The sequence below is a fragment of the Marinobacterium sp. xm-d-579 genome (genome assembly GCF_013282935.1).
GTDB lineage: Bacteria > Pseudomonadota > Gammaproteobacteria > Pseudomonadales > Balneatricaceae > Marinobacterium_E.
Genome location: NZ_WBYP01000001.1, coordinates 639702 through 664259, shown reverse-complemented (window position 1 = coordinate 664259; position 24558 = coordinate 639702). Strand labels below are relative to the sequence as shown.

Below are 24558 nucleotides of genomic sequence, written 5' to 3'. Positions count from 1 at the left end.
ACCTCGTATTACAGAATGTAGTGACTCAAGTCCTCGTCGGCGCTCAGTTCACCAAGGTATTGGTCTACAAAGTTACGATCAATTTCGACGGTTTGACCACTCTTATCCGCAGCGCTGAAAGAGAGCTCCTCAAGTAGGCGCTCCATCATCGTGTGCAGACGTCGTGCTCCAATGTTTTCGGTCTTCTCGTTCACCGACCAGGCGAGCTCGGCGATGCGCTGAATCCCCTCTTGAGTAAACTCAATCGAAACGCCTTCAGTAGCCATCAGGGCTTTATATTGCTCTGTAAGAGCGGCTTTGGGCTCGGTCAAAATACGAGAGAAGTCTTCTGGTGTCAGTGCTTCCAGTTCTACACGAATCGGTAAGCGACCTTGGAGTTCTGGAATCAGATCTGATGGGCGAGCCAAGTGGAAGGCGCCTGACGCAATGAACAGTATATGATCGGTTTTGATCATGCCGTGCTTCGTGCTGACCGTACACCCTTCGATTAGTGGTAGAAGATCTCTCTGTACCCCTTCACGTGATACGTCAGCGTTACCAGACTCGGCGCGTTTACACACCTTGTCGATCTCATCTAAGAAGACAATGCCATTCTGCTCTACCGCTTCTAGCGCTTGCTGTTTGAGGTCGTCCTCTTTAATCAGCTTAGCGGCTTCCTCTTCGGTTAGAAGCTTGAAGGCTTCTGATACTTTAAGACGGCGCGACTGCTTCTTATCCTGCCCCATGTTGGCGAAGAGGCTCTGCAACTGATTCGTCATCTCCTCCATGCCTGGTGGTGTCATGATCTCAACACCAACTTTGGGTTGAGCAATTTCAATATCGATCTCTTTATCGTCGATCTGACCTTCACGCAGCTTTTTGCGGAAGATTTGGCGGGTTGCTGAGTCTGTTTTGTCTAGCTCTTCACTACCGATAGGGCGTGCTTCAGGTAGCAGTGCGTCCAGAATGCGCTCTTCTGCAGCCTCTTCAGCACGGAACTTGTTCTTCTCGATCGCCTGTTCACGCAGCATTTTGATCGATTGGTCGACCAGATCGCGGATGATGGTCTCAACATCACGACCCACATAGCCGACTTCGGTGAATTTTGTCGCTTCAACCTTAATGAATGGAGCGTTGGCAAGCTTCGCCAAACGACGTGCAATCTCAGTCTTACCCACACCGGTTGGACCAATCATAAGAATGTTCTTTGGGGTAACTTCTCCGCGCATCTCTTCATTCAGTTGCATGCGGCGCCAACGATTACGCAAGGCAATTGCAACAGAGCGCTTAGCGGAATCCTGACCAATAATGTGACGATCGAGTTCTGATACGATCTCGCGAGGGGTCATAGCTGACATAAAAGGCTCCTTAAGCGACAGACTCGAGTTGTTCGATGGTTAGGTTGGCGTTAGTGAAGACACAGATATCTGCTGCGATCTGAAGGCTCTTCTCAACGATGTCACGTGCGTTTAGTTCACTGTTATCGACCAGCGCGCGAGCTGCCGCAAGAGCATAGTTACCGCCTGAACCGATCGCAATGACACCGTCTTCAGGTTCGATCACATCGCCACTGCCAGAGATTAGAAAGGTCTTCTCAGAGTTGGCCACCAGCATCAAGGCCTCTAATCGACGCAACACTCGATCCGAGCGCCACTCGCGAGCAAGGTGGATAACCGCGTTCACAATGTTGCCTTGGTGTTTATCAAGCTGTTGCTCAAATAGATCGCGAAGAGTAATCGCATCGGCAGTACTACCAGCAAAGCCTGTGATGACTTTGTGTTTATCGATGACATTAACTTTACGGGCGCTACCTTTCATTACGGTATTACCCAGAGAGACTTGGCCGTCGCCGCCTACAACGACTTGATCACCGCGGCGAACAGAAACAATAGTGGTCATTAGAGATTTTCCCAATCATAAGCTTATCTGCATTTATTGGGATGAATCGCCCGTTTTCAAGGCTAGTTTACTTTGCGCTTAACTGGGTGGATGTTCAGCTTTTCGAGTTTGGCTGTGGCGCTTTTTAACTCGTTATAGGTCGAGAAGTTTCCAGTCGATACTCGGTACCAAACGCCGTTGCTCCCCTCTGTACGGGACATGGTCACGTTTGGCAGGCCAGAAAGTGCCAGTCGTGCACGCTGAGCTTCAGCATCGCGTGCATTGCGGAATGAGCCTGTCTGCAGTCGGTAAACGGCATCCAGTGAAGCCGTTTTGGGGGTCGAAACATAGGCTGACTCTTCAGGTGTTTGGACTTCGCTCTCTTCTAATAGCTTGTAGAAACCAAACCGCTCATCCTGTGACTCTAGGTCGATGTTATCTAAAGGCAGAGATTCCCCAGGTTGTCGGGGTTCGACTTTAGCGGGAATCACGGGCTCCAGTGTTGGAACCTGCTGAACCGCTTTGCTATTGCTCGTTGGTGCCGGTTGTTTAATCAAAAAGAAGATCAGACCAGCAAGCAGACCCAAAGCCACGACAACAGCAAGCACTAATCCTGCAGATACTCCTGAAGGTTGAGGAGCAGCCGGTGTTTTGCGAGCGCTCGAAGTGGTACGAGTGGCACCAGCTCGAGGCCTATTTGACTTGGGTTTGGATGCAAAGTCTCGATTCGACATGGTTACATCTGTTCAGGTGCTGACACACCCAAAATGGTGAGACCGTTTGCGATGACTTGGCGCACCGCCATGGAAAGCGTGATGCGTGCATTACGCAGTGCTTCATCCTCAATCAGCATCTTATGGCCGTTATAGTAGGCGTGGTAATCCGACGCGAGGTCACGCAGGTAGTTAGCCAGTTGGTGGGGCTCGAAGTTGGCTGCAGCCTGTTTAACCGTCTCTGGGTATTTGCTCAGTGCGGTCACAAGGTCACGCTCCGCTTCGCTATCCAAACGCTCCAGTGATGCTAAGCCCATCGCTTGGTCCCAAGCCATCCCTTCACTCTCTAATTTGCGCAGTACCGAGCAGATGCGAGCGTGAGCGTACTGGATGTAGTAGACCGGGTTATCCTTAGATTCTGACTTGGCAAGGTCTAGGTCAAAGTCCATGTGCTGATCGGCTTTACGAGTAACATAGAAGAATCGACAAGCGTCATTGCCCACCTCGTCGCGAAGCTCACGCAGTGTGACGAATGAACCGGAACGAGTCGACATCTGAACGCGCTCGCTGCCACGGTAAAGAATGGCGAACTGAACCAGTTTTACGACCAGACGCTCTGGATCGTACCCAAGTGCCTGAATGGCCGCTTTGACTCGAGTAATGTAGCCGTGGTGATCGGCACCCCAGACGTTGATAACTGTTTGGAAACCGCGCTCAAATTTGTTCATGTGGTAGGCGATGTCAGAGGCAAAGTAGGTGGTTTGGCCGTTGGCACGTTTAACCACACGATCTTTATCATCTCCGAAATCGGTCGATTTGAACCAGATATTGCCACCCTCTTCGTACAGGTAGCCCTTATCATCAAGGCGTTTCAGTGCCTCATCAACATCACCGCTGGAAGTCAGTGAGCGCTCACTAAACCAGCACTGGTAGTTCACGCCGAACTCACCCAAGTCTTCGCGAATATCGCCTAGGATAGAGTCCAGGCCGGCATCGAATAGGGTTCTGTACTGTGCGCCAAGGATGTTTTGAGCGCGATCGATAAGCCCATCGATGTGAAGCTCTTTATCGCCGCCTGCCGGTTCATCAGCAGGGACATCGAGATAGAGATCATCGAGTGAACACTGCAGTGCATCACCCTGAGTGGCTTTTAAGCTAGCAGCGATGTCACGAATGTACTCACCCTGGTAGCCGTTGGCTGGGAAGGTGATGGTATCGCCAAGCAACTCGAGGTAGCGAAGAAAGACGCTGACCGCCAGAATGTTCATTTGGCGACCCGCATCGTTGACGTAGTACTCACGCTCAACGTTCATACCACCGGCTTCCAGTAGGTCGGCCAGTGTTGCACCGTAAGCGGCACCGCGGCCATGACCTACGTGCAATGGTCCTGTTGGGTTAGCAGAGACAAACTCTACCTGTACACGATCATCGCTGGTTGGTTTACTGCGGCCAAACTGGTCAGTCTGCTCCAGTACATCGGCAACTACTGAGTAGATTGCAGCATCGTTGACAAAGAAGTTGATGAAGCCAGGACCAGCGATCTCAGCTTTATCAACGACCGTTGAAGCTGGAAGAGCTTGCAAAATCATCTCTGCAATAGCGCGTGGGTTTTGGCGAGCCGGTTTGGCCAGTGTCATCGCAAGGTTGGTCGCAAGATCACCGTGCGCCTTGTCACGTGTGTTTTCAACTTGGATGTTTGGCTCAAGATCAGCAGGGAGTTTGCCCTCTGCTTTCAGTGCTTCAATGGCGCCGTTTAACAGGAGCGCTATCTGTTCTTTCATGTCTTTACTCAGTGAAATAGATCGATGGTGTAGTCTGTCACTACAAAGTTGGCTGCATTATATCGTTTTGCAGCCCTTAAAAGCTATCGACAGGGTCAATGTCTATGTTCCAGCGAACGCGACTCGACTCTTTGTCTTGCTCCAACCAATTTTGTGCCGCTTTCAGAGTGCCTTGGATCGACGTGCGAGAGTCTCCCGTGAACATCAGTTGCGCTCTATACATGCCAGCACGCTTCTCCATGAAGGAGGGGAAGGGGCCGCTGATCATCGGAAGCTGCTCTCTTGGGTAGGTAGCCTCTAGGGATCTCCTTAAACGCATAAGGTGTGCTTCGGCCCAGCCCTGTTTTTTCGCTTCAGCACGGATAATCGCTTGAAAAGCAAAGGGGGGAAGTTGAGCCTGTTTGCGACTCATCAACTCCTGTTCTGCAAAGGTGAGATAGCCAGAGGTTACCAAGGTGTTTAGTAGAGGGTGATCAACCTGGTGGGTTTGTAACACCACTTCGCCCGGACGTTCCGCTCGCCCCGCTCGGCCGGCAACCTGCATAATAAGTTGCGCGGTACGCTCCATGCCACGAACATCGGCACTGAATAGGCCTGCGTCGGTATTGACGATGACGACCAGTGTGACGTTCGGAAAGTGATGGCCTTTGGCCAGCATTTGAGTACCGACCAAGATGCATGGATCGCCACTGTTAACTTCGTTCATCAAGGACTCAAAGGCTTGGCGAGAGTGGGTTGAATCACGATCCACACGTTTGATGCTGGTATGGGTGAATAGCTCTGACAATCTCTGTTCGATTCTCTCCGTACCGCTACCGGCCGGTCTTAGTTGATCACTGCCACAGTGCTGACAGTGGCGCGGGATAGGGGTTTGTCGATCACAGTGATGGCAGTGCAGCTTTGGTGGTTTGCGGTGCAGCGTCATGCGTGCATCACAGCGTGTACAGTCAACGGTTGATCCGCAATCCTGACAGGTCAGCGTTGGGGCAAAGCCGCGGCGGTTGATAAATACCAGGACTTGGTTGCCAAGGGTAATGTGATCGTTAATGCGACTGATAATCTCTGGAGCGAGGCCAGTATCTAACTCAACACCTTTCGTATCAAACAGCTCAAAGCTGGGCGCCGCTGCTCGACCCGCACGCTGTGTCAGTTGTAACTCTTTGAAGCGGCCCTGTTGAACGTTAAGTAGCGATTCCAGTGCCGGTGTCGCACTGCCCATGATGACCGGTATATCAAGCTGTTTTGCACGAACCAGAGCAAGGTCTCGTGCGTGATAGCGGAAACCCTCTTGCTGTTTAAACGATGGGTCGTGCTCCTCATCAATAACGATCATCCCAAGATTAGCAAAAGGAATGAAGATCGCTGAGCGTGTACCAATGACGATGCATGTCTCCCCGGACCGGATCGACTGCCAAGCCTCAAAGCGCATTCGATCCGTAAGGCCTGAGTGCAGTGAAGCAATGTTCGTGTTGAAGCGAGCAGTAAAGCGCTCAACCAGTTGTGGGGTTAAGCCAATCTCGGGCACCAAAATCAGCACTTGCTTGCCGTCGGCCAACGCCTGCTCGATCGATTGTAGATAGACTTCGGTTTTTCCCGAGCCGGTCACGCCGACTAATAGAATTGGGCTGAATCCCTCGCTCTGTTTGATCTGATCAACTGCTCGTTGTTGCTCAGCATTCAGTGCCAAGCCTGCAACGCTAGGTAGGACAGTGTTGACCAGCTGTGCACCGATTAAAGGCGCTTCACAGGGTTCGATCTGCTCCGATTCAATCAGTGCCTTTTGCACTTGTGACGTGAATTCAGCCTCTCTAATTGCGGATGTGCTGATTGGCTGTCGGTTTTTAATGAGCGTAAACAGGGCGCGCTGTCTGACGGCCCGTTTGGGCAGCGATTCAATATCGGCGTGCTCGGTTAAACGCCAGTAATCGGGGGCTGAGAAGGGGTGCTGCTCTTTGCGTGCTAAGTTGGGTAGAAGGTGAATTAAGGCATCGCCCAGTGGGTACTTATAATAGCTTGCCGCCCACTCACCGAGTTGTATCTGCTCATCATCGACAAGGGGCTCCTGATCGAGTAACGCTTCGAAAGGTTTCAGCTTATTTAGTGGCACCTCGGTCTGCTCGCTAAGACTATGAATCATCCCTATCAAGCTGCGCTGCCCGAATTTGACCAGCACACGAGCTCCGATAGCGGGCACAGCCACTCCTTGCGGAATGGCGTAGTCAAACAGACGGTTTAGGGGTACCGGTAGTGCAACACGTACGATCATGGCCAAAATTTCTAATAAGCGAAGGGCAAGTCTAGCACCCATCGGGCAGTTGGAAATAGCGGCTTCAAGGTATTGGGTGATCAGTGGTTGTTATTCGTACAGTGCCTGCGTATAATTGCGCGCCTTGACATTTCCCGGCGAATTTTTCGTCAGTCGTGCGGTGCTTAAGTAGCATAATATATGCATCAAGCGTTAAGTGGCGGCACATAAAACATAGAGGTTTAATACTATGAAAGCTGGTATCCACCCAGAGTACAACGAAGTTACCTTCAACTGTTCTTGCGGTAACGTAATGACAACTCGCTCTACTATGAAAGAGAGCACAATGGCTGTCGACGTTTGCAGTCAGTGTCACCCTTTCTACACTGGTAAGCAGAAAGAAGCTCAGACCGGTGGTCGAGTGGATCGCTTCAACAAGCGCTTCGGTGCTCGCAGCCTCAAGAAGTAACTTGGGTCTCTGCATGCAGAACATTAAAAAGGCACTCATCGCGAGTGCCTTTTTTATTGCCTGTCAGTCAGCGCAAGCGAGTAGTTGTACCCCACAAGGTGCATCTGAATCGGTACGGGTAGCCAAAGTGGTCGATGGCGATACCGTTCATCTAACCGATGGGCGAAAGGTGCGCTTGATAGGCGTTAATACCCCTGAGCTCTACTCAAAGCCAAGGGCTGAAGAGGGGGCCCTGCAGGCTAAACGCCAATTGCAATCTTGGGTAAACGAGTCAGACTCTCTGCAGCTCTATTTCGGACGTGAGCCTAAAGATCGTTACGGTCGTGTATTGGGCTACTTGTTCGATGGATCGAAAACGCTCTCGCAACGTTTGATCCACGAGGGTTTGGGTTGGGCGATCAGTGTTCCCCCTAATGATCGACTAGCGGATTGTCTCTTCTCATCCGAAAAGAGACCAAGAACTCTAGGAAAAGGAGTATGGTCAAAATCCATTGCTGCCGCTAAAGAGATTGAACAGGGTGGTTTCAATTTGGTGTCGGGACGCATTACCAAGATTGATCAGGCTAAAAAGTACCTCTACGTCGAACTGGATGATCGATTGGCGGTTCGCATACCGAAAGAGTGGAACAGGAGTCTCTCCTTTACATTGGGCAACTCACTGGAGGTGCGAGGCTGGATTTTGGATCGCCGTGACTCTTTAAAGCCGGGCTCGTTATTTAAACCCTTTTTGCTGCCGGTTTTAGATAAACGGCATATCAAAATGTGAAACGGTTATAAGCCCAATTGCTTAGACAGTTTCCAAGAATAGACCTTTCTACCGAGAGGTTATTTTTATATCATCCCACAACGACCTTTAACTAGAACATAACTTAGCCTATCTGCATTATGCCTATGGGCCTATAACCATTCAGGATTCTACAATGTCTCAAGACTTTAAACAGGCAGCACTGGATTACCATGAGTTTCCAATGCCAGGTAAAATCAGCGTAGAACTATCTACACCTGCTGAAACTTCACGCGACCTATCTCTTGCATACTCTCCAGGTGTTGCTGAGCCAGTGCGTGAGATCGCTAAAGATCCTGAAAATGCTTACCGTTACACAGCCAAAGGCAACCTGGTTGCCGTTATCTCAAACGGCTCTGCTATTTTGGGTCTTGGCGACCTAGGTCCATTGGCTTCTAAGCCAGTCATGGAAGGTAAAGCGCTTCTATTCAAACGTTTTGCAAACATCGACTCTATCGACATCGAAGTGGATGCTGAGAGCCCACAGGCGTTTATCGATACTGTCGCTCGCATCGCTGATACCTTCGGTGGTATCAACCTAGAAGACATCAAAGCACCAGAGTGTTTTGAAATCGAACGCACGTTGATCGAGCGTTGTAACATCCCAGTCTTCCACGATGACCAGCACGGTACTGCGATTGTTACCGCTGCCGGTATGATCAACGCACTTGAGCTTGCTGGTAAGAAGCTAGAAGAGGCATCGATTGTATGTCTTGGTGCTGGCGCTGCAGCAAGTGCTTGTATGAAGCTGTTGATCAACATGGGTGCTCGCAACGAGAATATCTACATGATCGACCGTAAGGGTGTTATCCACTCGGGTCGTGATGATCTAACTCCCGAGAAAGCGATCTTCGCAACTGAAACGGATAAACGTTCACTTGAAGATGCTATCGATGGCGCTGACGTATTCCTTGGTCTATCAGGTCCTGATCTGCTTTCAGCAGAGAACCTAGCTAAGATGGCAACTAATCCTGTTGTCTTCGCTTGTGCAAACCCTGATCCAGAGATCAAGCCAGAACTTGCTCGCGCGACTCGTGAAGATGTCATCATGGCAACAGGTCGTTCAGACTACCCTAACCAGGTAAACAACGTGCTAGGTTTCCCATTCATCTTCCGTGGCGCTCTAGATGTTCGTGCAACAGCGATCAACGAAGAGATGAAAGCCGCAGCCGTTATCGCACTAGCAGAACTTGCTAAGCAACCTGTTACACAAGAAGTACTGGATGCTTACGGCCTAGAGAGCCTAGAGTTCGGTCGTGAATACATTCTGCCGAAAGCGACAGATTCACGTCTTTTGGGCGCGGTATCTTACGCAGTGGCTAAAGCAGCGATCGATTCAGGTGTTGCCGTTAAAGGCATGCCAGAGAACTACCCACTGAGCTAATCACTCTGAGGTAAATAAGAAGGGAAGCCACTGGCTTCCCTTTTTTTGTGTTAAACACATTACAGAACTTAACGGATTATCGGAACAGCTCTTCAGAAGTAGGAGGAGCTACTTCACTGCCCGGTTTAGGAGCGACCTCAGTCGGTACCTGCTCCTCTTTGAAAATCTCGTTGTAAGCGTTTTTCTGTCCTTCGTAAGCTAGTAGTCCTGTCGCAGGATCAATCAGAGCCGTCGCAATACCTGCCGGTTCAGGCAGGTAACTTTCAGGGATGTTACGAAGAGCATCTCCCATGAAGTCGATCCACATAGGCAGTGCAGCCGTGCTACCCCATTCGCGCTTACCTAGATGAGACGGTTGGTCAAAGCCGACCCAAGCCGTTGCGCTCAATTTAGGGGTAAAACCGCTGAACCAAGAGTCTTTTTGATCATTGGTTGTTCCCGTTTTGCCAGCTAGGTCACCACGTTTCAGAGCCAGTGCTCGACGACCAGTACCCTTTTTAATGACGTCGCGCATCATGTCGTGAATGATGTAAGCGGTGCGTTCATCTAGCAGACGTTCAGCGAGAGGTTGTCCCGTTAACGTCACTAGTTGCGGGTCACTCTCGGTGCTGGCTTGCGCCTCAGAAGCTGTATCATTGGAAGCCATGTCGGCGAGCTCTTGAGCGATTAACTCTGCTTGCTGGCGTTCAGGACAACTACCGCAGGCAATACTCGGATTGGCAGCAAACAGAGGTAGTCCTTCACGGTCTAGCACCGACTCAATGATGTAAGGATTGATTTTGAATCCACCATTGGCAATCGAGGCATATCCTGTTGCAACCTGAAGCGGTGTGGCATCAGCACTGCCTAGCGAGAGTGATAAGTTTTTAGGAAGCTTATCCTCTTCAAAACCAAAACCGAGTATGAAGTTTCGCGTCTCTTCGATACCTAAAGCTCGCATCAGACGAATGGATATTAGGTTACGTGACCGGTATAGCGCCTCACGAAGTCGAGTCGGACCGCCAAACTTGCCATTATCGTTCTCAGGCCGCCAGTTACCCTCTAGGCTGACGTCATGGAAAACAACGGGAGCGTCATTGATTACTGACCCCGGAGTGTAGCCATTGCTCAGAGCGGCACTGTATAGAAAAGGTTTAATATTAGAACCCGGCTGACGGTACGCTTGAGTGGCTCGGTTGAACTTGTTTAGATAGAAACTAAATCCGCCGGTTAGGGATTGAATTGCGCCATTCTCAGGATTGATGGCAATGAACGCACCTTGCACTTCGGGCAGTTGCGAGAGACGCCAGCCTTCAGCGGTTTGGCGAATTCGAATCATATCGCCAACAGCCAGCACTTCGGATGCTTTTATCGGTTCAGAGCCGGTTGAGTTAACCCCTTTATATGCTCGAGCCCAGCTGATACCTGACCAGCGCAGCGTCGTTTCGCTGCCATCACCAAGTAGTAGCGTCGCTTCAGAATCATCCACCGCTTTCACCAGAGCCGCCTCAAGTCCGCCATAGGCTGGTGTCGCTTTAAGTTTTTTCTGCAGTGCAGAGGGTTCAATCTCTGTTAGATCAAAATGCTGCTCTGGACCACGGTAGCCGTGGCGTTCCGTGTAAGCCAGCAGCGCCGTTCTGAGCGCTTGATTGGCGCTGCGCTGCATGGTGCTGTCAATGGTCGTGTAGGCTTTCATACCCTCGGTGTAGATCCTTTCACCGTAGGTTTCATAGAGCTCCGCACGAACCATCTCTGCAACGTAAGGCGCAGGGATTTCAATATCAGCACCGTGGTAGCTAGCCGTAACCGGTTGATTGACCGCGTCGGAGTAGTCAGTCGTTGTAATGAAGCCTAGCTCCTGCATTCGACCAAGAATCCAGTTACGACGTTCGAGGGCTCGTTGCGGGTTAGTAATGGGGTTATAGGCTGATGGCGCTTTAGGTAAACCTGCGATCATTGCCAGTTGAGCGATGTTGAGCTGATCAATGGTTTTGCCATAGTAGACCTGTGCGGCGGCTTGTATGCCATACGATCGGTGGCCTAGATAGATTTTGTTGATGTAGAGCTCAAGGATCTCTTGTTTAGAGAGTGATTGTTCAATGCTGAGTGCTAACAGAATCTCAACAAATTTACGCTCAAAGGTACGCTCGCGCGTTAGGAAGAAGTTCTTAGCCACCTGCATGGTGATGGTCGAGCCGCCACTCTGAATTTTGCCAGAAGTTGCTAGCTGAAAGGCTGCACGAAAAAGCCCGCGAAGATCGATCCCTTGGTGTTCAAAAAATCGTGCATCCTCTGCGGCTTGAAGAGCATGGATAAAGTGTTGCGGGATATCGGCATAGCTGATTGGCGTTCGGCGCATTTCTCCAAACTCAGCAATCAACTTTTCATCTGCACTGTATACGCGCAGAGGGGTTTGAAACTCAACCTCACGCAGGGTCTCAGCGTCAGGCAATTGTGGGCTAAAGTAGTAGTAGATTCCGCCGGCTGCCAAAACGGCTCCCAGCAATCCAATTGCAGCCAGTGCCATCAACCATTTAATAATTTTTTTAATTATGCGCATTAATCTGCAAATTTCTTAAATTGAGCTAGGATTATAACGAGAACTTGATTTAGGTCCATAATGTCACTTGTAACTTTTGTGACCTAGTCTAGAGTGAAGTTAGATAATATCCACTAATTATTAGGTATTTTTGTGTTCAAACTCTTTGGTGGTAACAAACAAAGTGTTTTGGGAGTTGATATCGGGAACTCCTCTCTTAAGCTTGTTGCTTTAAGCTTTCGTGGAAAGACGCCTGTGCTGGACGGCTTTGGCGTCATCTCTCTGCCAGAAAAATCCTTTGTAGATGGCAGTATTGAGAAACCTGAAGAGGTTGCCGATGCGATTGTCAAAGCACAACGTCTGGCGGGTGTGAAAGCCACGCGAGCCATCACATCCGTAGCCGCCTCTGACGTGATCACAAAAGAGATTCAAATTTCTGAACTGTTCTACGGCTTTGACCTTGAAGAGCAAGTTAAAATTGAAGCCGATCAATTTATCCCCTATCCAATAGAGGATGTTGCACTGGATTTCGAGGTGCTAGGGCCTGTGCAAGGTAATCCGGCATTTAATCGAATTGGGATTGTCGCTTGTCGTCGCGACGGCGTCTCTGCTCGAGAGGATTGCCTAGATTTGGCTGGGCTCCAATGCGATGTGGTTGATGTAGATACCTATGTCTATGAACGCGCACTCCCACCAGAAGAGCTGGTGCCTGGAAGAGCCTGTGCGATTGTCGATTTTGGCGCTCATAATCTTACCTTTTACGCTTTTAAGGATGGCTTGATTAGCTACCATCGTGAGCATACCTTTGGGGGCGAGGAACTACTGCAGCAACTGCAACTCTACACAGAGCTGCCGCATGATGAATTGGCTGCACAGCTGCGACACGGTGAACTAGATCCCTCGCTTATCAGTCTCATGGAGAGCTTTGCTGATTCAGCGGTTCAGCAGGTCTCTAGAGCTTTGCAGTTCTATTCAGCTTCGGGGTCCCAAGAGCAGTTATCGACACTGTATATTACGGGCGGTCTAGCCTCTCTACCTGGTATTAAAGATAAATTGAGTAGTGAGTTAGGTATCAGGGTTCATGGTTTAGATCCGTTTGAGAGGGTAGAGATTGCATCCCAGATTAATATGGATCGATTAAATGCCGAGAAGAACGCTTTGACTAAAGCACTCTCTTTAGCCTTGCGTGGTGTCGGGGGGCAATATGAGAACCATTAACCTGAGACCTTGGCGTGAAGAGCGAAATGCTTTCCTGCAAAAACGTTTCTACACACAACTTATCGTCACTGCTCTGTTGGCCGCTTCGATTGTCGGAGCGAGTTACTACTACCTAACAGTTATGTTGAATAGGCAGCAGGATCGAAATGCCTATTTAACCAGCGAAATTTCGCGCCTAGATGTCAAACTGAAAGAGATACAAGAGCTTAAAAATAAGCGTGAACGCCTGCTAGAACGACTGACTGCAATTCAAGAGCTGCAGGGTACACGTCCTATTATTGTTCGCACCTTTGATGAGTTGGTAGAGGTTATGCCTGATGGCATTCACTACCAGTCACTGAACCGCTCTGGCCAAGAGATGTCGATCAATGGCCTTGCGGTTGCTAATGAAGATGTCTCGTCGTTGATGCGCACATTAAATGACTCCATCTGGTTTGGTGAGCCCTCGTTGTCGAAAGTCGCGACACAGAATGGTTTGAAGAGTTTTAATTTGCGAGTGCCGCTTGAGCGCCCCAATGTTGAGGAGGCTGCACAATGAGCTCAGTTTCCCTAAAACAGAAGTTTGAACGCGCGTTTCGCGGTTTTGACATCAATAACTTAGATCTGTCCGAAGCTTGGAGCTGGCCTTATGGCGTAAAAGCGATCGCGTTTGCTCTTTTGTTCATCGTTATTAATGGTGTCGGCTTTAACTTCTTAGTGATGGATCAAAAAGAGTCGCTCGACAGAGAGATTGGTAAAGAGCAGACACTCAAAACTCAGTTTGAAGCGAAGTCCTACCAAGTGGCCTCACTGGATGCACTGAGACGTCAAATGGCGGACGTTGAGTTGCGCTTTGCTGAGATGCTGGCGCAACTGCCAACAGAGAAAGAGGTACCGGGTCTGCTCGAGGATATCAGTGCGACAGGTCGAAACGCGGGACTTGAAATAGACTCCATCGCGCTGCAGCCAGAACGCAAAGCCTCATTCTATGTCGAGCTACCGATCGCCATTCAGGTTAAAGGTACCTACCATCAGATGGGTCAGTTCGTGTCGGGTGTTGCCAGCGTTAAGCGCATCGTAACCCTACATGATTTCAACCTTAGCCCAGCCAATGGTGATCTTTTGACCATGAGCATCAGCGCTAAAACTTACCGCTATGATGATGAGGAGTGATGTGATGAATAGAACAATCAAACATCTCTCTCTCATCGCGCTATTGGCATCTCTTTTGCAGGGTTGTATCTGGGTAGATGATTCGTCGGACCTTAAACTCTTTGTTCGTGAGAAGCTGGCGGCGCCTGGAGGTGGCATTGAACCGCTGCCTGAGCTGATCGCCTACGAAGCCTTTGTTTATGAAGGACCTTGGCAGCGTGATCCCTTTGTACCGCTATTGCCACAACAGTTTCTCGATGACGATGAGGTCGTGGTTGCACCAACAATCATGCCTGATTTCAATCGTATTAAAGAGTACTTGGAAGAGTTTCCGGTTGAGCAGTTGCAGATGGTAGGGACAATTACCTCGCCAATGGATGGTCAATTGATCGCCCTAGTCAGAGACAGTAACTTTGAAGTGCATCAGATTAAAATGGGTGCTCGCATGGGCATCGATTATGGTGTTGTAGTGAATATTGATGAACGCGGTATTGAGTTGAAAGAGATTGTATCGAACGGCCGCGGCGGCTGGATGAGCAGACCCAGAGTCGTCAAACTGCCGGGATTGGAGTAAGCCATGAATATGAAGAGATGGAAATTAAATATGTCGGTTCAGCGTTTAGTTACTCTGGTCACTTTGATGCTTATGTCGACGATGGCGTCGGCGCAAACGTTAAATGCTGTGGTTGCGACTGCGCTGCCGGGCAATCAGACAGAGTTGAGGTTTGACTTCACGGATCAACCGGCCGAACCAAAAATTTACGCAGTGGATACACCTGCGAGGTTGGTGGTTGATTTGTGGGGTGTTGATAAATCTGAGCAGTTGGATCGTTCAATCAGTGTTGGCTCTGGTCCCGTATCAAAACTGCTTTTTGCAGAAACCAACGATCGCCTTCGTGTCGTTGTCGAGCTGACGGAATCGGTTGGCTACCAAACCTCAGTGCAGGGTAATCAATTGATCCTCTCAATGGGTAACTCAACTCAAGCTTCAGCCGCTACTGCAGCAACGGCATCTAAAGCAGCTCCTGCTCAAAAAACCACTGTAGATGACACAACACGAGTAGTGGGTGTCGATTTTGAGCGTCTAGAAGGCAATCAAGGTCGGGTGACGATCTCTCTGAGTGACGATCGTGCTGGATTGGATATTATCGAAGAGGGTAACGGCGTCATTGTTAATTTGGTCGGGGCAACCTTGGCACCCGGGCTGTCTCAAAAGCTTGATGTCAAAGCCTTTGCGACACCGATTAACTTTATCGACTCGATGAATGCTGATGGCAGTGCGGCAATTTTGATTCTGCCCTCTAGCGACCCTTACGATTACCTCGCGTACCAATCCAACAACCAACTAGTGCTGGATTTCAAACCGATCTCGTTGAGTGCTCAAGCGGATCTTCAGAAAGATCTGTTCCCGTTTACCGGTGAAGAGATCGATCTAAACTTCCAAAATGTAGAGGTGCGCTCTGTACTCCAAATCATTGCAGAAGTGGCAGAGAAGAACCTAGTGGTAGGCGATGAAGTGAGCGGTAATACCACGCTTCGTCTGAAGAATGTCCCTTGGGATCAGGCGCTGGATATTATTTTGAAGACCAACGGGCTGGATAAGCGTGTCGTGGGTAACGTCATGCTAGTGGGCGATGCAACACAAATCGCCGATCGTGAACGTCAAGAGCTTGAAAACCAGCAACAGGTTAAAGAGCTGGCGCCGCTGGTAACCGAATACATCCAGATCGACTACCGCCGTGCCTCTGAGATGAAAGAGTATCTTTCGGCGGCCAATCTGATCAGTGAGCGTGGTTTTGTATTGGCTGATGACCAAACCAACGTCCTAATGGTGCGTGAGACTAACGCAGCCATCGAAGATATCCGCCGTACTCTGAAGCGCTTTGATGTTGAAGTCGCTCAGATCATGGTGGAGGCGCGCGTAGTCACGGCTTCGGCGAACTTCTCAGAAAGTCTTGGTGTTAAATGGGGTTTTGCTAATGGCCCAACCACCGTATTGGGTGATGGTCAGCTCTCTTTTGGTTCAGGCATTACGGCTCCAGGTGTGGCGGGCGTCACTCAGTCTGGTTTGAATGTGGACTTCGGTGTGGCAGGACCCTCTCTAGCGGTCGGCTTTATCAAAAACTCGCTACTGCTCTCGGCTGAACTTTCTGCGCTTGAGAGCTCAGGTAATGGTGAGGTGATTTCACAACCTAAGGTGATTACAACCAATGGTAAGGCGGCGAATATCACCTCTGGGCAACAGATTCCGTACCAAACTGTTGAAGACGGTACAACGACAACCGCATTCAAAGATGTCGCGCTCTCGCTTAACGTTACACCCCAGCTAAACCCAGGTGACCGAATCGCTATGGATCTGGCAATTAATCAGGACAGTGTGGGCTCAACCCTGGCTAATGGTGAAATTTCTATCAATACAAACCAATTAACTACTTCGGTTGTGGTTAACGATGGTGATACCATAGTGCTTGGTGGGGTATTCCGTACTGAAGCATCCGATGGTGTTCAGAAGGTTCCAGGTCTAGGTGACCTGCCTGTTATTGGTGCTGCGTTTAGAAATCGACAGACAACAGAACAGAAGAACGAGTTGTTGATCTTCATTACCCCGAAACTGATTCGTGAGTCACTGAACGTGCGGTAGTGTAAGGCTGTTTTTTGAAAATATTTTTAATTGGCCCTATGGGATCTGGAAAGAGCACCATAGGGCGTTTGCTTTCTAACGAGCTGAAATTGGAGTTTATTGACTCCGATAAAGTGATTGTTGACCGTGCTGGCGCCGATATTCCTTGGATCTTCGATGTTGAGGGTGAAGAGGGCTTTCGCGATCGCGAGCAGACGGTTATCGATCTAATCACTCAGCAAGATGACATCGTCTTAGCGACGGGCGGTGGTGCTGTGATGCGCCCAGCCAACCGAGAATTCCTCCGCAGCCGTGGTTTCGTTATCTACCTAGAAACCAGTATTGATCAGCAGATTGAGCGCACCGCGCGTGATCGCAACCGTCCTCTGCTGCAAACCCAAGATCCTCGCAAGACACTAGAGACCCTTTTAGAAAAACGAGATCCACTCTACCGCGACACCGCCGATATGATACTGCGCACTGATCGCAGACATCCGCGTATGGTCATCAGTGAGATCGTCAAAGCCCTTAAAAAACATCGCGTTCTGAAAAGCGCGTAGTCAGGATTCATCGCATGCAAGAGTTAAAAGTCGACTTAGGTGACCGTAGCTACCCTATCTACGTAGGCGACCATCTTTTTCAGAAAGTAGATATTGCGGGTGCGGTTCGGGGTAAGCAGGTAATGATCGTCACCAATGAGACGATTGCTCCACTCTACTTGAGCGCGCTGCGTGACCAGCTTCCTGGCCTTCAAGTGGACGAAGTGATTCTGCCAGACGGTGAGTCATTCAAAACTTTAGATACTCTTAACCTTATTTTCGATGCCTTGTTGCAGATGCGCCACAACCGCACGACCACACTGATCGCTCTAGGTGGTGGAGTTATCGGAGATATGACTGGTTTCGCAGCGGCCTCCTATCAGCGTGGTGTCGATTTCATTCAGATACCGACAACCTTGCTCTCTCAGGTAGACTCATCGGTGGGGGGGAAAACGGGCGTTAACCATCCGCTGGGTAAGAATATGATCGGTGCCTTTTATCAGCCCAAAGCGGTATTGGCCGATACCGATGTCTTGAAGACACTCCCAGAGCGTGAGTTGGCCGCGGGTCTTGCTGAAGTGATCAAGTACGGTTTGATCTACGATGTTGAATTTCTTGCTTGGCTGGAGAAGAACATCGATGGACTTAACGACTGTGATCCTGAGTTGATGGCATATGCCATTAAACGTTCTTGTGAAATCAAAGCAGAGGTCGTTGCACAAGATGAGCGTGAAGGCGGTATTCGTGCCATTTTGAATCTTGGTCACACCTTTGGCCATGCCATTGAGACTGATCAGGGCTACGGAAATTGGCTGCATGGTGAAGCGGTGGGAGCAGGTATGTGGATGGCTGCAGATCTTTCGATGCGTCTCGGTTGGTTAGAGCCTGCTGATTTAGCACGTGTTGAAACACTCTTGCGTCGAGCGAAGTTGCCGATAGCACCTCCAGCAGATATGACGCCGGATCGGTTTATTGAGTTGATGTCGGTTGATAAGAAGGTTTTAGACGGTCAGATTCGACTCGTCTTGCTGCAACAGCTAGGTCAGGCAGTCGTTACCAGCGAGGTCGACCCCGAAGCCCTAAAATCGACACTAAAGCAGCACTACAGCGGCGAATAAAAAAATTCCGACTTACAAAACGCGCCAACTTGGCGCGTTTTTTGTTTTTTCTTGGTCGATTTGTAGCCAGAGCCGTAGAAGTGTAGAATTACGGTCCCATTTTGCCTCTGTGTCATTTCTCTAGAGGTGTATTCAGGTTTTAAGTGCCTGATTTTATTTAAGTTTTTAGGTAGGAATAGCGTATGAGCAACGGTCTGTATCGCGCGGATGAATTTAAAGATAACTGCGGTTTTGGTCTAATGGCCCACATGCAGGGCGAAGCAAGTCATAAGGTACTTGATAACGCCATTGAAGCATTGGCCTGCATGACTCACCGTGGTGGTATTGCAGCGGATGGTAAGACGGGTGATGGCTGTGGTCTGTTGATGCAGATGCCACGCGATTTCATGCGTGCAGCCGCTAAGAATGAGTTGAATGTCGACCTAACTGACACCTTTGCTGTTGGCATGGTATTCCTATCTAAGGATGCCGCGGCGGCTGACAATGCTCGTACTGTCATGAATCGCGAACTTGAAGCGCAGGGCCTTACCGTTGCTGGCTGGCGTGTAGTTCCGACGGATGACAGCTGCCTTGGTCCTATCGCGAAAGAGACGCTTCCACAGATCGAACAAGTTCTGATCAATGTGTCAGACATGGATGCAAAAGCGCTTGAAGTTGCGCTGTTTGTGGCTCGCCGTAAAGTTGAGATCGCTCTGTCTGATGATGCAGATTTCTACATCTGTACCCTATCTGAGCGCGTGATCAGCTACAAAGGCTTGATGATGCCGGTCGATCTTCCTGTGTTCTATAAAGACCTTGCAGATCCTGAGTTGAAGACAGCGGTGTGTACCTACCACCAGCGCTTCTCAACGAACACAGCACCGCGCTGGCCTCTTGCACAGCCATTCCGTTTCCTTGCCCACAATGGCGAGATCAACACGGTTGAAGGTAACCGCAACTGGGCACGTGCTCGCGCCTCTAAATTTGCTACTCCATTGATTCCAAATCTTGATGAGCTACAGCCAATCGTTAACACCACCGGCTCTGACTCGTCATCAATGGATAACATGATCGAATTCCTACTGGTTGGTGGTATCGATATCTACCGCGCGGTTCGTATGATCATTCCACCTGCGTGGCAGAACGTTGACACCATGGACACTGAGCTACGTGCATTCTACGAGTACAACTCGATGCACATGGAAGCTTGGGATGGTCCTGCTGGTATGGTTATGACTGACGGTCGTTACGCGGTCTGTCTTCTAGACCGTAACGGTCTTCGTCCATCTCGTTGGGTGATGACCAAAGATGGCATGATCTGTACCGCTTCTGAGATCGGTGTATTCAGCTACGAGCCAAGCGATATTGTTGCTCAAGGTCGTGTTGGACCGGGTCAGATTCTAGCAATCGATACAGAGACAGGTGATGTACTGCACACTGATGATGTCGATAATCGTCTTAAGAAGGCACAGCCTTACAAGCAGTGGTTGAAAGAGAACACACTGCGTCTAGAGAACACGATGAATCTTTCCGTTGAAGCGGAAGCGCTCAGTGATATGTCCCCAGAAGAGACTAAGACTTACATGAAGATGTTCAATGTAAGTTTTGAAGAGCGTGACCAGGTGCTTCGTCCGTTGGGCGAAAGTGGCATGGAAGCGGTTGGCTCAATGGGTGATGACAAGCCGATGGCCGTGTTATCAGAGAAGATTCGTTCGCCATACGATTACTTCCGTCAGCAGTTTGCTCAGGTGACCAACCCACCAATCGACCCACTACGTGAAGCGATCGTGATGTCACTAGAGACCTGCCTAGGTCGTGAGCAAAACGTATTTGAAGAGACTGCGGATCACGCTCGTCGTGTTGTATTGACGATGCCAGTACTCTCTGCAAGCAAGTTCTACCGTATTCGTGACAACGATGAAAAAGGGTTTGAAGTTGCTGTTATCGATCTTAACTACAACCCAGAAGAGTTATCGCTTGATAAAGCGATCGTTGCTGTCTGTGATAAGGCGGAAGCTGAGGTTCGTGCTGGAAAATCGATCATCATCCTATCGGATGCCAACATCGAGAAGGGTAAGTTACCTATCCATGCAGCAATGGCGACGGGTGCTGTTCACCACCGTCTAATCGATACTGGTATCCGTACTGATGCCAACATCATTGTAGAGACGGGTACAGCTCGTGACCCACACCACTTCGCAGTGCTATTCGGTTTTGGTGCAACCGCGGTCTACCCATACTTGGCTTACCGTGTGCTGACTGATCTTTGTCGCACTGGTGAGATGCTACAAGATGCTCTACAAAGCCATGAGAACTACCGTAAAGGTATTGATAAAGGCCTGTTCAAGATCTTGTCTAAGATGGGTATCTCGACCATCGCGTCGTACCGTGGTGCTCAGTTGTTTGAAGCGATCGGTCTTAGTGATGAAGTGGTTGATCTCTGTTTCAAAGGGGTTACTAGCCGTATTCAGGGCTCTAAATTTGCTCACTTTGAAGAGGACCAAGCGGCGTTGGCTAAAACAGCCTTCATCGCACGTAAGCCAATCACTGATGGCGGCCTACTGAAGTACAAGTTTGGTGGCGAGTACCATGCTTACAACCCAGACGTGGTTCAAGCAATCCACGAAGCGGTTAAGTCGGGTGATCAGAAGCACTACGACCGTTACGCTAAACTGGTTAACGAACGTGGCATTGCGACGATTCGTGACATGCTTAAGCTTAAAGATGTCACTCCGATCAGCATTGACGAAGTAGAACCCGCTGAAGCGATCTACCCTCGTTTTGATACAGCAGCAATGTCGCTGGGTGCACTCTCTCCAGAGGCGCATGAAGCTCTAGCGGTTGCTATGAACGAACTGGGCGGTCGCTCTAACTCAGGTGAGGGTGGTGAAGATCCTGTTCGTCACGGCACTATTAAGCGCTCTAAGATCAAGCAGATCGCTTCGGGCCGTTTTGGTGTAACACCGGAGTACCTCGTTAATGCCGATGTTATGCAGATTAAAGTGGCTCAGGGTGCGAAACCAGGTGAAGGTGGTCAGCTACCTGGTGGTAAGGTTAACAGCCTAATCGCACGTCTACGTTACTCAGTGCCAGGTGTGACATTGATCTCGCCTCCACCGCACCATGATATCTACTCGATTGAGGATTTGGCGCAGCTTATTTTCGACCTTAAACAGGTGAACCCTGAAGGTCTGGTCTCTGTGAAGCTCGTTTCTCGTCCAGGTGTCGGTACCATTGCCTGTGGTGTAGCAAAAGCCTACGCAGATTTGATCACAATTTCTGGTTACGACGGTGGTACTGCGGCATCACCTCTAACATCGATTCACTACGCAGGTTCGCCTTGGGAACTTGGTCTAGCCGATACTCACCAGTCACTGCGCGGTAACCACCTGCGTGGTGCGATTCGTCTGCAGACAGACGGTGGTTTGAAAACGGGTCTAGACGTTGTTAAAGGCGCGCTACTGGGTGCAGAGAGCTTCGGTTTCGGTACTATGCCAATGGTTGCATTGGGTTGTAAGTACCTACGTATCTGTCACTTGAACAACTGTGCGACCGGTGTTGCGACGCAGAATGATCGTCTACGTAGCGATCACTTCCGCGGTACTGTAGAGATGGTTAAGAACTACTTCCGCTTTGTGGCAGAAGAGGTTCGTCAGATCATGGCTCAGCTGGGTCTGCGCACTGTCGAAGAGATGGTTGGCCGTGTTGATCTACTAGAGATCATTGAAGGCAAAACAGATCGTCAGAAATCACTGGATCTTTCGCCACTGATCAGCGATGCCGGTGTGCCAGCAGATCGTCCACAGACGGTTCAGCAAGAGCGCAACGTTCCGTTTGATGAAGGCCGTCTAAACACTGACATGCTAGCGATGGCGCAGGCAGCAATCGATTCAGCAGCCGGCGGTGAGTTTGAACTGACGATCACTAACTGTGACCGTTCAGTGGGTGCGCGCACCTCGGGCGCTATCGCCAAGAAACACGGCAACTTGGGTATGGAAAACAACCCAATTACCTTTAAGTTCCGTGGCCATGCAGGTCAATCATTCGGTGTCTGGAACGCCGGTGGTCAGAACCTTCTTCTAGAGGGTGATGCGAACGACTACGTTGGTAAAGGCATGGCGGGCGGTAAGATCGTCATCAAGCCATTCTCTGAAGTGACTTACGCCTCACAAGAGACTGCGATTATCGGTAACACCTGTCTATACGGTGCTACAGGCGGTAAGTTGTTCGCAGCGGGCTGTGCAGGTGAACGTTTCGGTGTTCGTAACTCAGGTGTACACGCGGTTGTTGAAGGCGCCGGTGATCACTGTTGTGAGTACATGACAGGCGGTTTGGTAACAGTTCTGGGTGATACAGGTTACAACTTCGGTGCAGGTATGACGGGCGGTTTCGCTTATGTACTGGATAAAGATCGTAGCTTCGTGGATAAGTACAACCACGAATTGGTTGATATTCACCGTATCCACACCGAGCACATGGAGCAGTACAAAAACCACCTGCGCTCAGTGATCATCGAATTCGTTCGTGAAACGGGCAGTGCGTGGGGTCAGGAGATTCTGGATAACTACGAAGATTTCCTTGGCAGCTTCTGGCTGGTTAAGCCAAAGGCGGCGAGCCTAGATGTTCTGCTAAACAGCATGACACACGCTCCAGAGTAAGATTTAGGTTTATTAGATTATCGCCCAGATGCGTCTGGGCTTAGACAAGAGGTGGGACTATGACTACCCGTCTTCACAACAATTTTCAGTTTGTTGAAGTAGGCCGTAAGGGCCCAGAAAAGATCGAAGCAGAAGTTCGCCGTGGCGAGTTTGCTGAGATCTATCAGCCGTTTGAACAAGAGGACGTTAACGCACAGGCACACCGTTGTCTTGAGTGTGGTAACCCATACTGTTCATGGAAGTGTCCGGTACACAACCACATCCCGAACTGGTTGAAGTTGGTATCAGAGGGTAACCTGTTTGAAGCGGCTACTCTGTCGCACCAGACAAACTCACTGCCAGAAGTGTGTGGCCGTGTCTGCCCACAAGATCGCCTTTGTGAAGGTGCTTGTACACTCAACGAAGAGTTTGGTGCGGTGACTATCGGTTCGGTAGAGAAGTACATCACGGATACCGCTTTTGCGATGGGCTGGCGTCCAGACATGTCCAATGTGACGTGGACTGACAAGAAGGTTGCTGTCATCGGTGCAGGCCCTGCAGGTCTTGGTTGTGCCGACATCCTTGCGCGTAACGGCGTTAAGCCAGTGGTATTCGATCGTAACCCAGAGATCGGCGGTCTACTGACTTTCGGTATTCCTGAGTTTAAGCTTGAGAAAGATGTCATGGTTCAGCGTCGTGAGATCTTCGAAGCGATGGGTGTTGAGTTCAAACTGAACACTGAAGTGGGTAAAGACATCACTATGCAGGAACTGGTTGATCAGTTCGATGCAGTCTTCCTTGGCATGGGTACTTACACCTACATGAAGGGTGGTTTCCCAGGCGAAGACCTTGACGGTGTCTACGATGCACTGCCTTTCTTGATCTCTAACGTAAACCACTGCCGTGGCTACGAGAAAGATGCTTCTGAATACATCAGCATGGAAGGTAAGAAGGTTGTTGTGCTTGGCGGTGGTGACACTGCGATGGACTGTAACCGTACCTCGATCCGTCAAAAAGCCGCGAGCGTAACCTGTGCTTACCGCCGTGACGAAGAGAATATGCCAGGCTCTAAGCGCGAAGTCGAAAACGCGCGTGAAGAGGGCGTCAACTTCATGTTTAACCGTCAGCCCGTTGAAGTGGTTGGTGAGAACGGCAAAGTAACCGGTATCAAAGTGGTTACGACTCAGATGGGTGAGCCCGATGAGAACGGTCGTCGTCGCGCAGAAGTGGTCGAAGGTTCAGAAGAGATCCTACCTGCTGATGCGGTATTGGTTGCATTCGGTTTCCGTCCTAGCCCAGCGCCTTGGATGGCTGATTTCGGTATCAACCTTCACCAAGACGGTCGTGTCGATGCTGCACTAGAGGGTGATCGCCTGCCGTTCCAGACGTCAAACCCTAAAGTGTTTGCCGGTGGTGATATGGTGCGTGGCTCTGACCTGGTCGTAACCGCGATTTACGAAGGCCGTAACGCAGCTGAAGGTATTCTTGATTACCTAGAGGTTTAATCCTCGCTGATCTACATCAAAAGCCGCTGACCCCAGCGGCTTTTTATTAACTGCTTAACA

General features: G+C 49.9%; 18 protein-coding genes. 12 read left to right on the top strand and 6 right to left on the bottom strand.

The annotated features are described in order from the left end of the window. Positions 1-8: 8 nt before the first annotated feature. The 5 genes from hslU to XMD579_RS03410 all read right to left on the bottom strand — a co-directional run bounded on the left by hslU (position 9) and on the right by XMD579_RS03410 (position 6617). Positions 9-1337 (bottom strand): HslU--HslV peptidase ATPase subunit, encoded by a 1329-nt coding sequence (gene hslU, locus XMD579_RS03430; RefSeq protein ID WP_173480099.1) that lies wholly within the window; start codon positions 1335-1337, stop codon positions 9-11. A 10-nt stretch (positions 1338-1347) separates the two neighbouring features. Then, entirely contained in the window at positions 1348-1878 is a 531-nt protein-coding gene (gene hslV, locus XMD579_RS03425; protein ID WP_173480100.1) for an ATP-dependent protease subunit HslV, read from the bottom strand. Between the two features lie 62 nt (positions 1879-1940). Next, the gene (locus tag XMD579_RS03420; protein WP_173480101.1) at positions 1941-2591 is read right to left on the bottom strand and encodes an SPOR domain-containing protein; all 651 of its coding nucleotides are present in this window, start codon (positions 2589-2591) and stop codon (positions 1941-1943) included. A 2-nt stretch (positions 2592-2593) separates the two neighbouring features. Continuing rightward, on the bottom strand, positions 2594-4351 hold the full coding sequence (gene argS / locus XMD579_RS03415) for an arginine--tRNA ligase (RefSeq protein ID WP_173505823.1): 1758 nt from the start codon (positions 4349-4351) through the stop codon (positions 2594-2596). Between the two features lie 76 nt (positions 4352-4427). Then, complete coding sequence (locus XMD579_RS03410) at positions 4428-6617, bottom strand: primosomal protein N' (protein ID WP_217364071.1); 2190 nt, start codon at positions 6615-6617, stop codon at positions 4428-4430. 229 nt (positions 6618-6846) lie between these two features. Between XMD579_RS03410 and rpmE the strand changes: the two genes are divergently transcribed. The 3 genes from rpmE (at position 6847) to XMD579_RS03395 (ending at position 9233) form a co-directional block, all read left to right on the top strand. After that, positions 6847-7065, top strand: coding sequence for a 50S ribosomal protein L31 (gene rpmE, locus XMD579_RS03405; protein WP_173480103.1), 219 nt, complete (start codon positions 6847-6849; stop codon positions 7063-7065). 13 nt (positions 7066-7078) lie between these two features. Further along, complete coding sequence (locus XMD579_RS03400) at positions 7079-7831, top strand: thermonuclease family protein (RefSeq protein ID WP_173505822.1); 753 nt, start codon at positions 7079-7081, stop codon at positions 7829-7831. A 154-nt stretch (positions 7832-7985) separates the two neighbouring features. Then, positions 7986-9233 (top strand): malic enzyme-like NAD(P)-binding protein, encoded by a 1248-nt coding sequence (locus tag XMD579_RS03395; protein WP_173480105.1) that lies wholly within the window; start codon positions 7986-7988, stop codon positions 9231-9233. Between the two features lie 76 nt (positions 9234-9309). Here XMD579_RS03395 and XMD579_RS03390 read toward each other — a convergent pair whose 3' ends face one another. Then, a complete protein-coding gene (locus XMD579_RS03390; protein WP_173505821.1) occupies positions 9310-11772 on the bottom strand; it encodes a penicillin-binding protein 1A in 2463 nt (820 codons plus the stop codon). Between the two features lie 132 nt (positions 11773-11904). On the opposite strand from XMD579_RS03390, the gene pilM reads away from it, so the two are divergent. The 9 genes from pilM (at position 11905) to XMD579_RS03345 (ending at position 24498) form a co-directional block, all read left to right on the top strand. Further along, on the top strand, positions 11905-12969 hold the full coding sequence (gene pilM / locus XMD579_RS03385) for a type IV pilus assembly protein PilM (RefSeq protein ID WP_173480107.1): 1065 nt from the start codon (positions 11905-11907) through the stop codon (positions 12967-12969). Further along, complete coding sequence (locus XMD579_RS03380; RefSeq protein ID WP_173480108.1) at positions 12956-13507, top strand: PilN domain-containing protein; 552 nt, start codon at positions 12956-12958, stop codon at positions 13505-13507. Before pilM ends, XMD579_RS03380 begins: the two co-directional genes overlap by 14 nt. Continuing rightward, positions 13504-14121: a type 4a pilus biogenesis protein PilO gene (locus XMD579_RS03375; RefSeq protein ID WP_173480109.1), complete on the top strand. Its 618-nt coding sequence runs from the start codon at positions 13504-13506 to the stop codon at positions 14119-14121. Before XMD579_RS03380 ends, XMD579_RS03375 begins: the two co-directional genes overlap by 4 nt. Before the next feature lie 4 nt (positions 14122-14125). Beyond that, positions 14126-14674 (top strand): pilus assembly protein PilP, encoded by a 549-nt coding sequence (locus XMD579_RS03370; RefSeq protein WP_173505820.1) that lies wholly within the window; start codon positions 14126-14128, stop codon positions 14672-14674. 3 nt (positions 14675-14677) lie between these two features. Beyond that, positions 14678-16741, top strand: coding sequence for a type IV pilus secretin PilQ (gene pilQ / locus XMD579_RS03365; protein WP_254442890.1), 2064 nt, complete (start codon positions 14678-14680; stop codon positions 16739-16741). A 14-nt stretch (positions 16742-16755) separates the two neighbouring features. Further along, entirely contained in the window at positions 16756-17280 is a 525-nt protein-coding gene (gene aroK, locus XMD579_RS03360; protein WP_305792067.1) for a shikimate kinase AroK, read from the top strand. Between the two features lie 14 nt (positions 17281-17294). Then, positions 17295-18377: a 3-dehydroquinate synthase gene (gene aroB, locus XMD579_RS03355; RefSeq protein ID WP_173480111.1), complete on the top strand. Its 1083-nt coding sequence runs from the start codon at positions 17295-17297 to the stop codon at positions 18375-18377. 182 nt (positions 18378-18559) lie between these two features. Further along, on the top strand, positions 18560-23014 hold the full coding sequence (gene gltB, locus XMD579_RS03350; RefSeq protein WP_173480112.1) for a glutamate synthase large subunit: 4455 nt from the start codon (positions 18560-18562) through the stop codon (positions 23012-23014). Between the two features lie 59 nt (positions 23015-23073). Then, the gene (locus tag XMD579_RS03345) at positions 23074-24498 is read left to right on the top strand and encodes an FAD-dependent oxidoreductase (protein ID WP_173498645.1); all 1425 of its coding nucleotides are present in this window, start codon (positions 23074-23076) and stop codon (positions 24496-24498) included. Positions 24499-24558 lie beyond the last annotated feature (60 nt).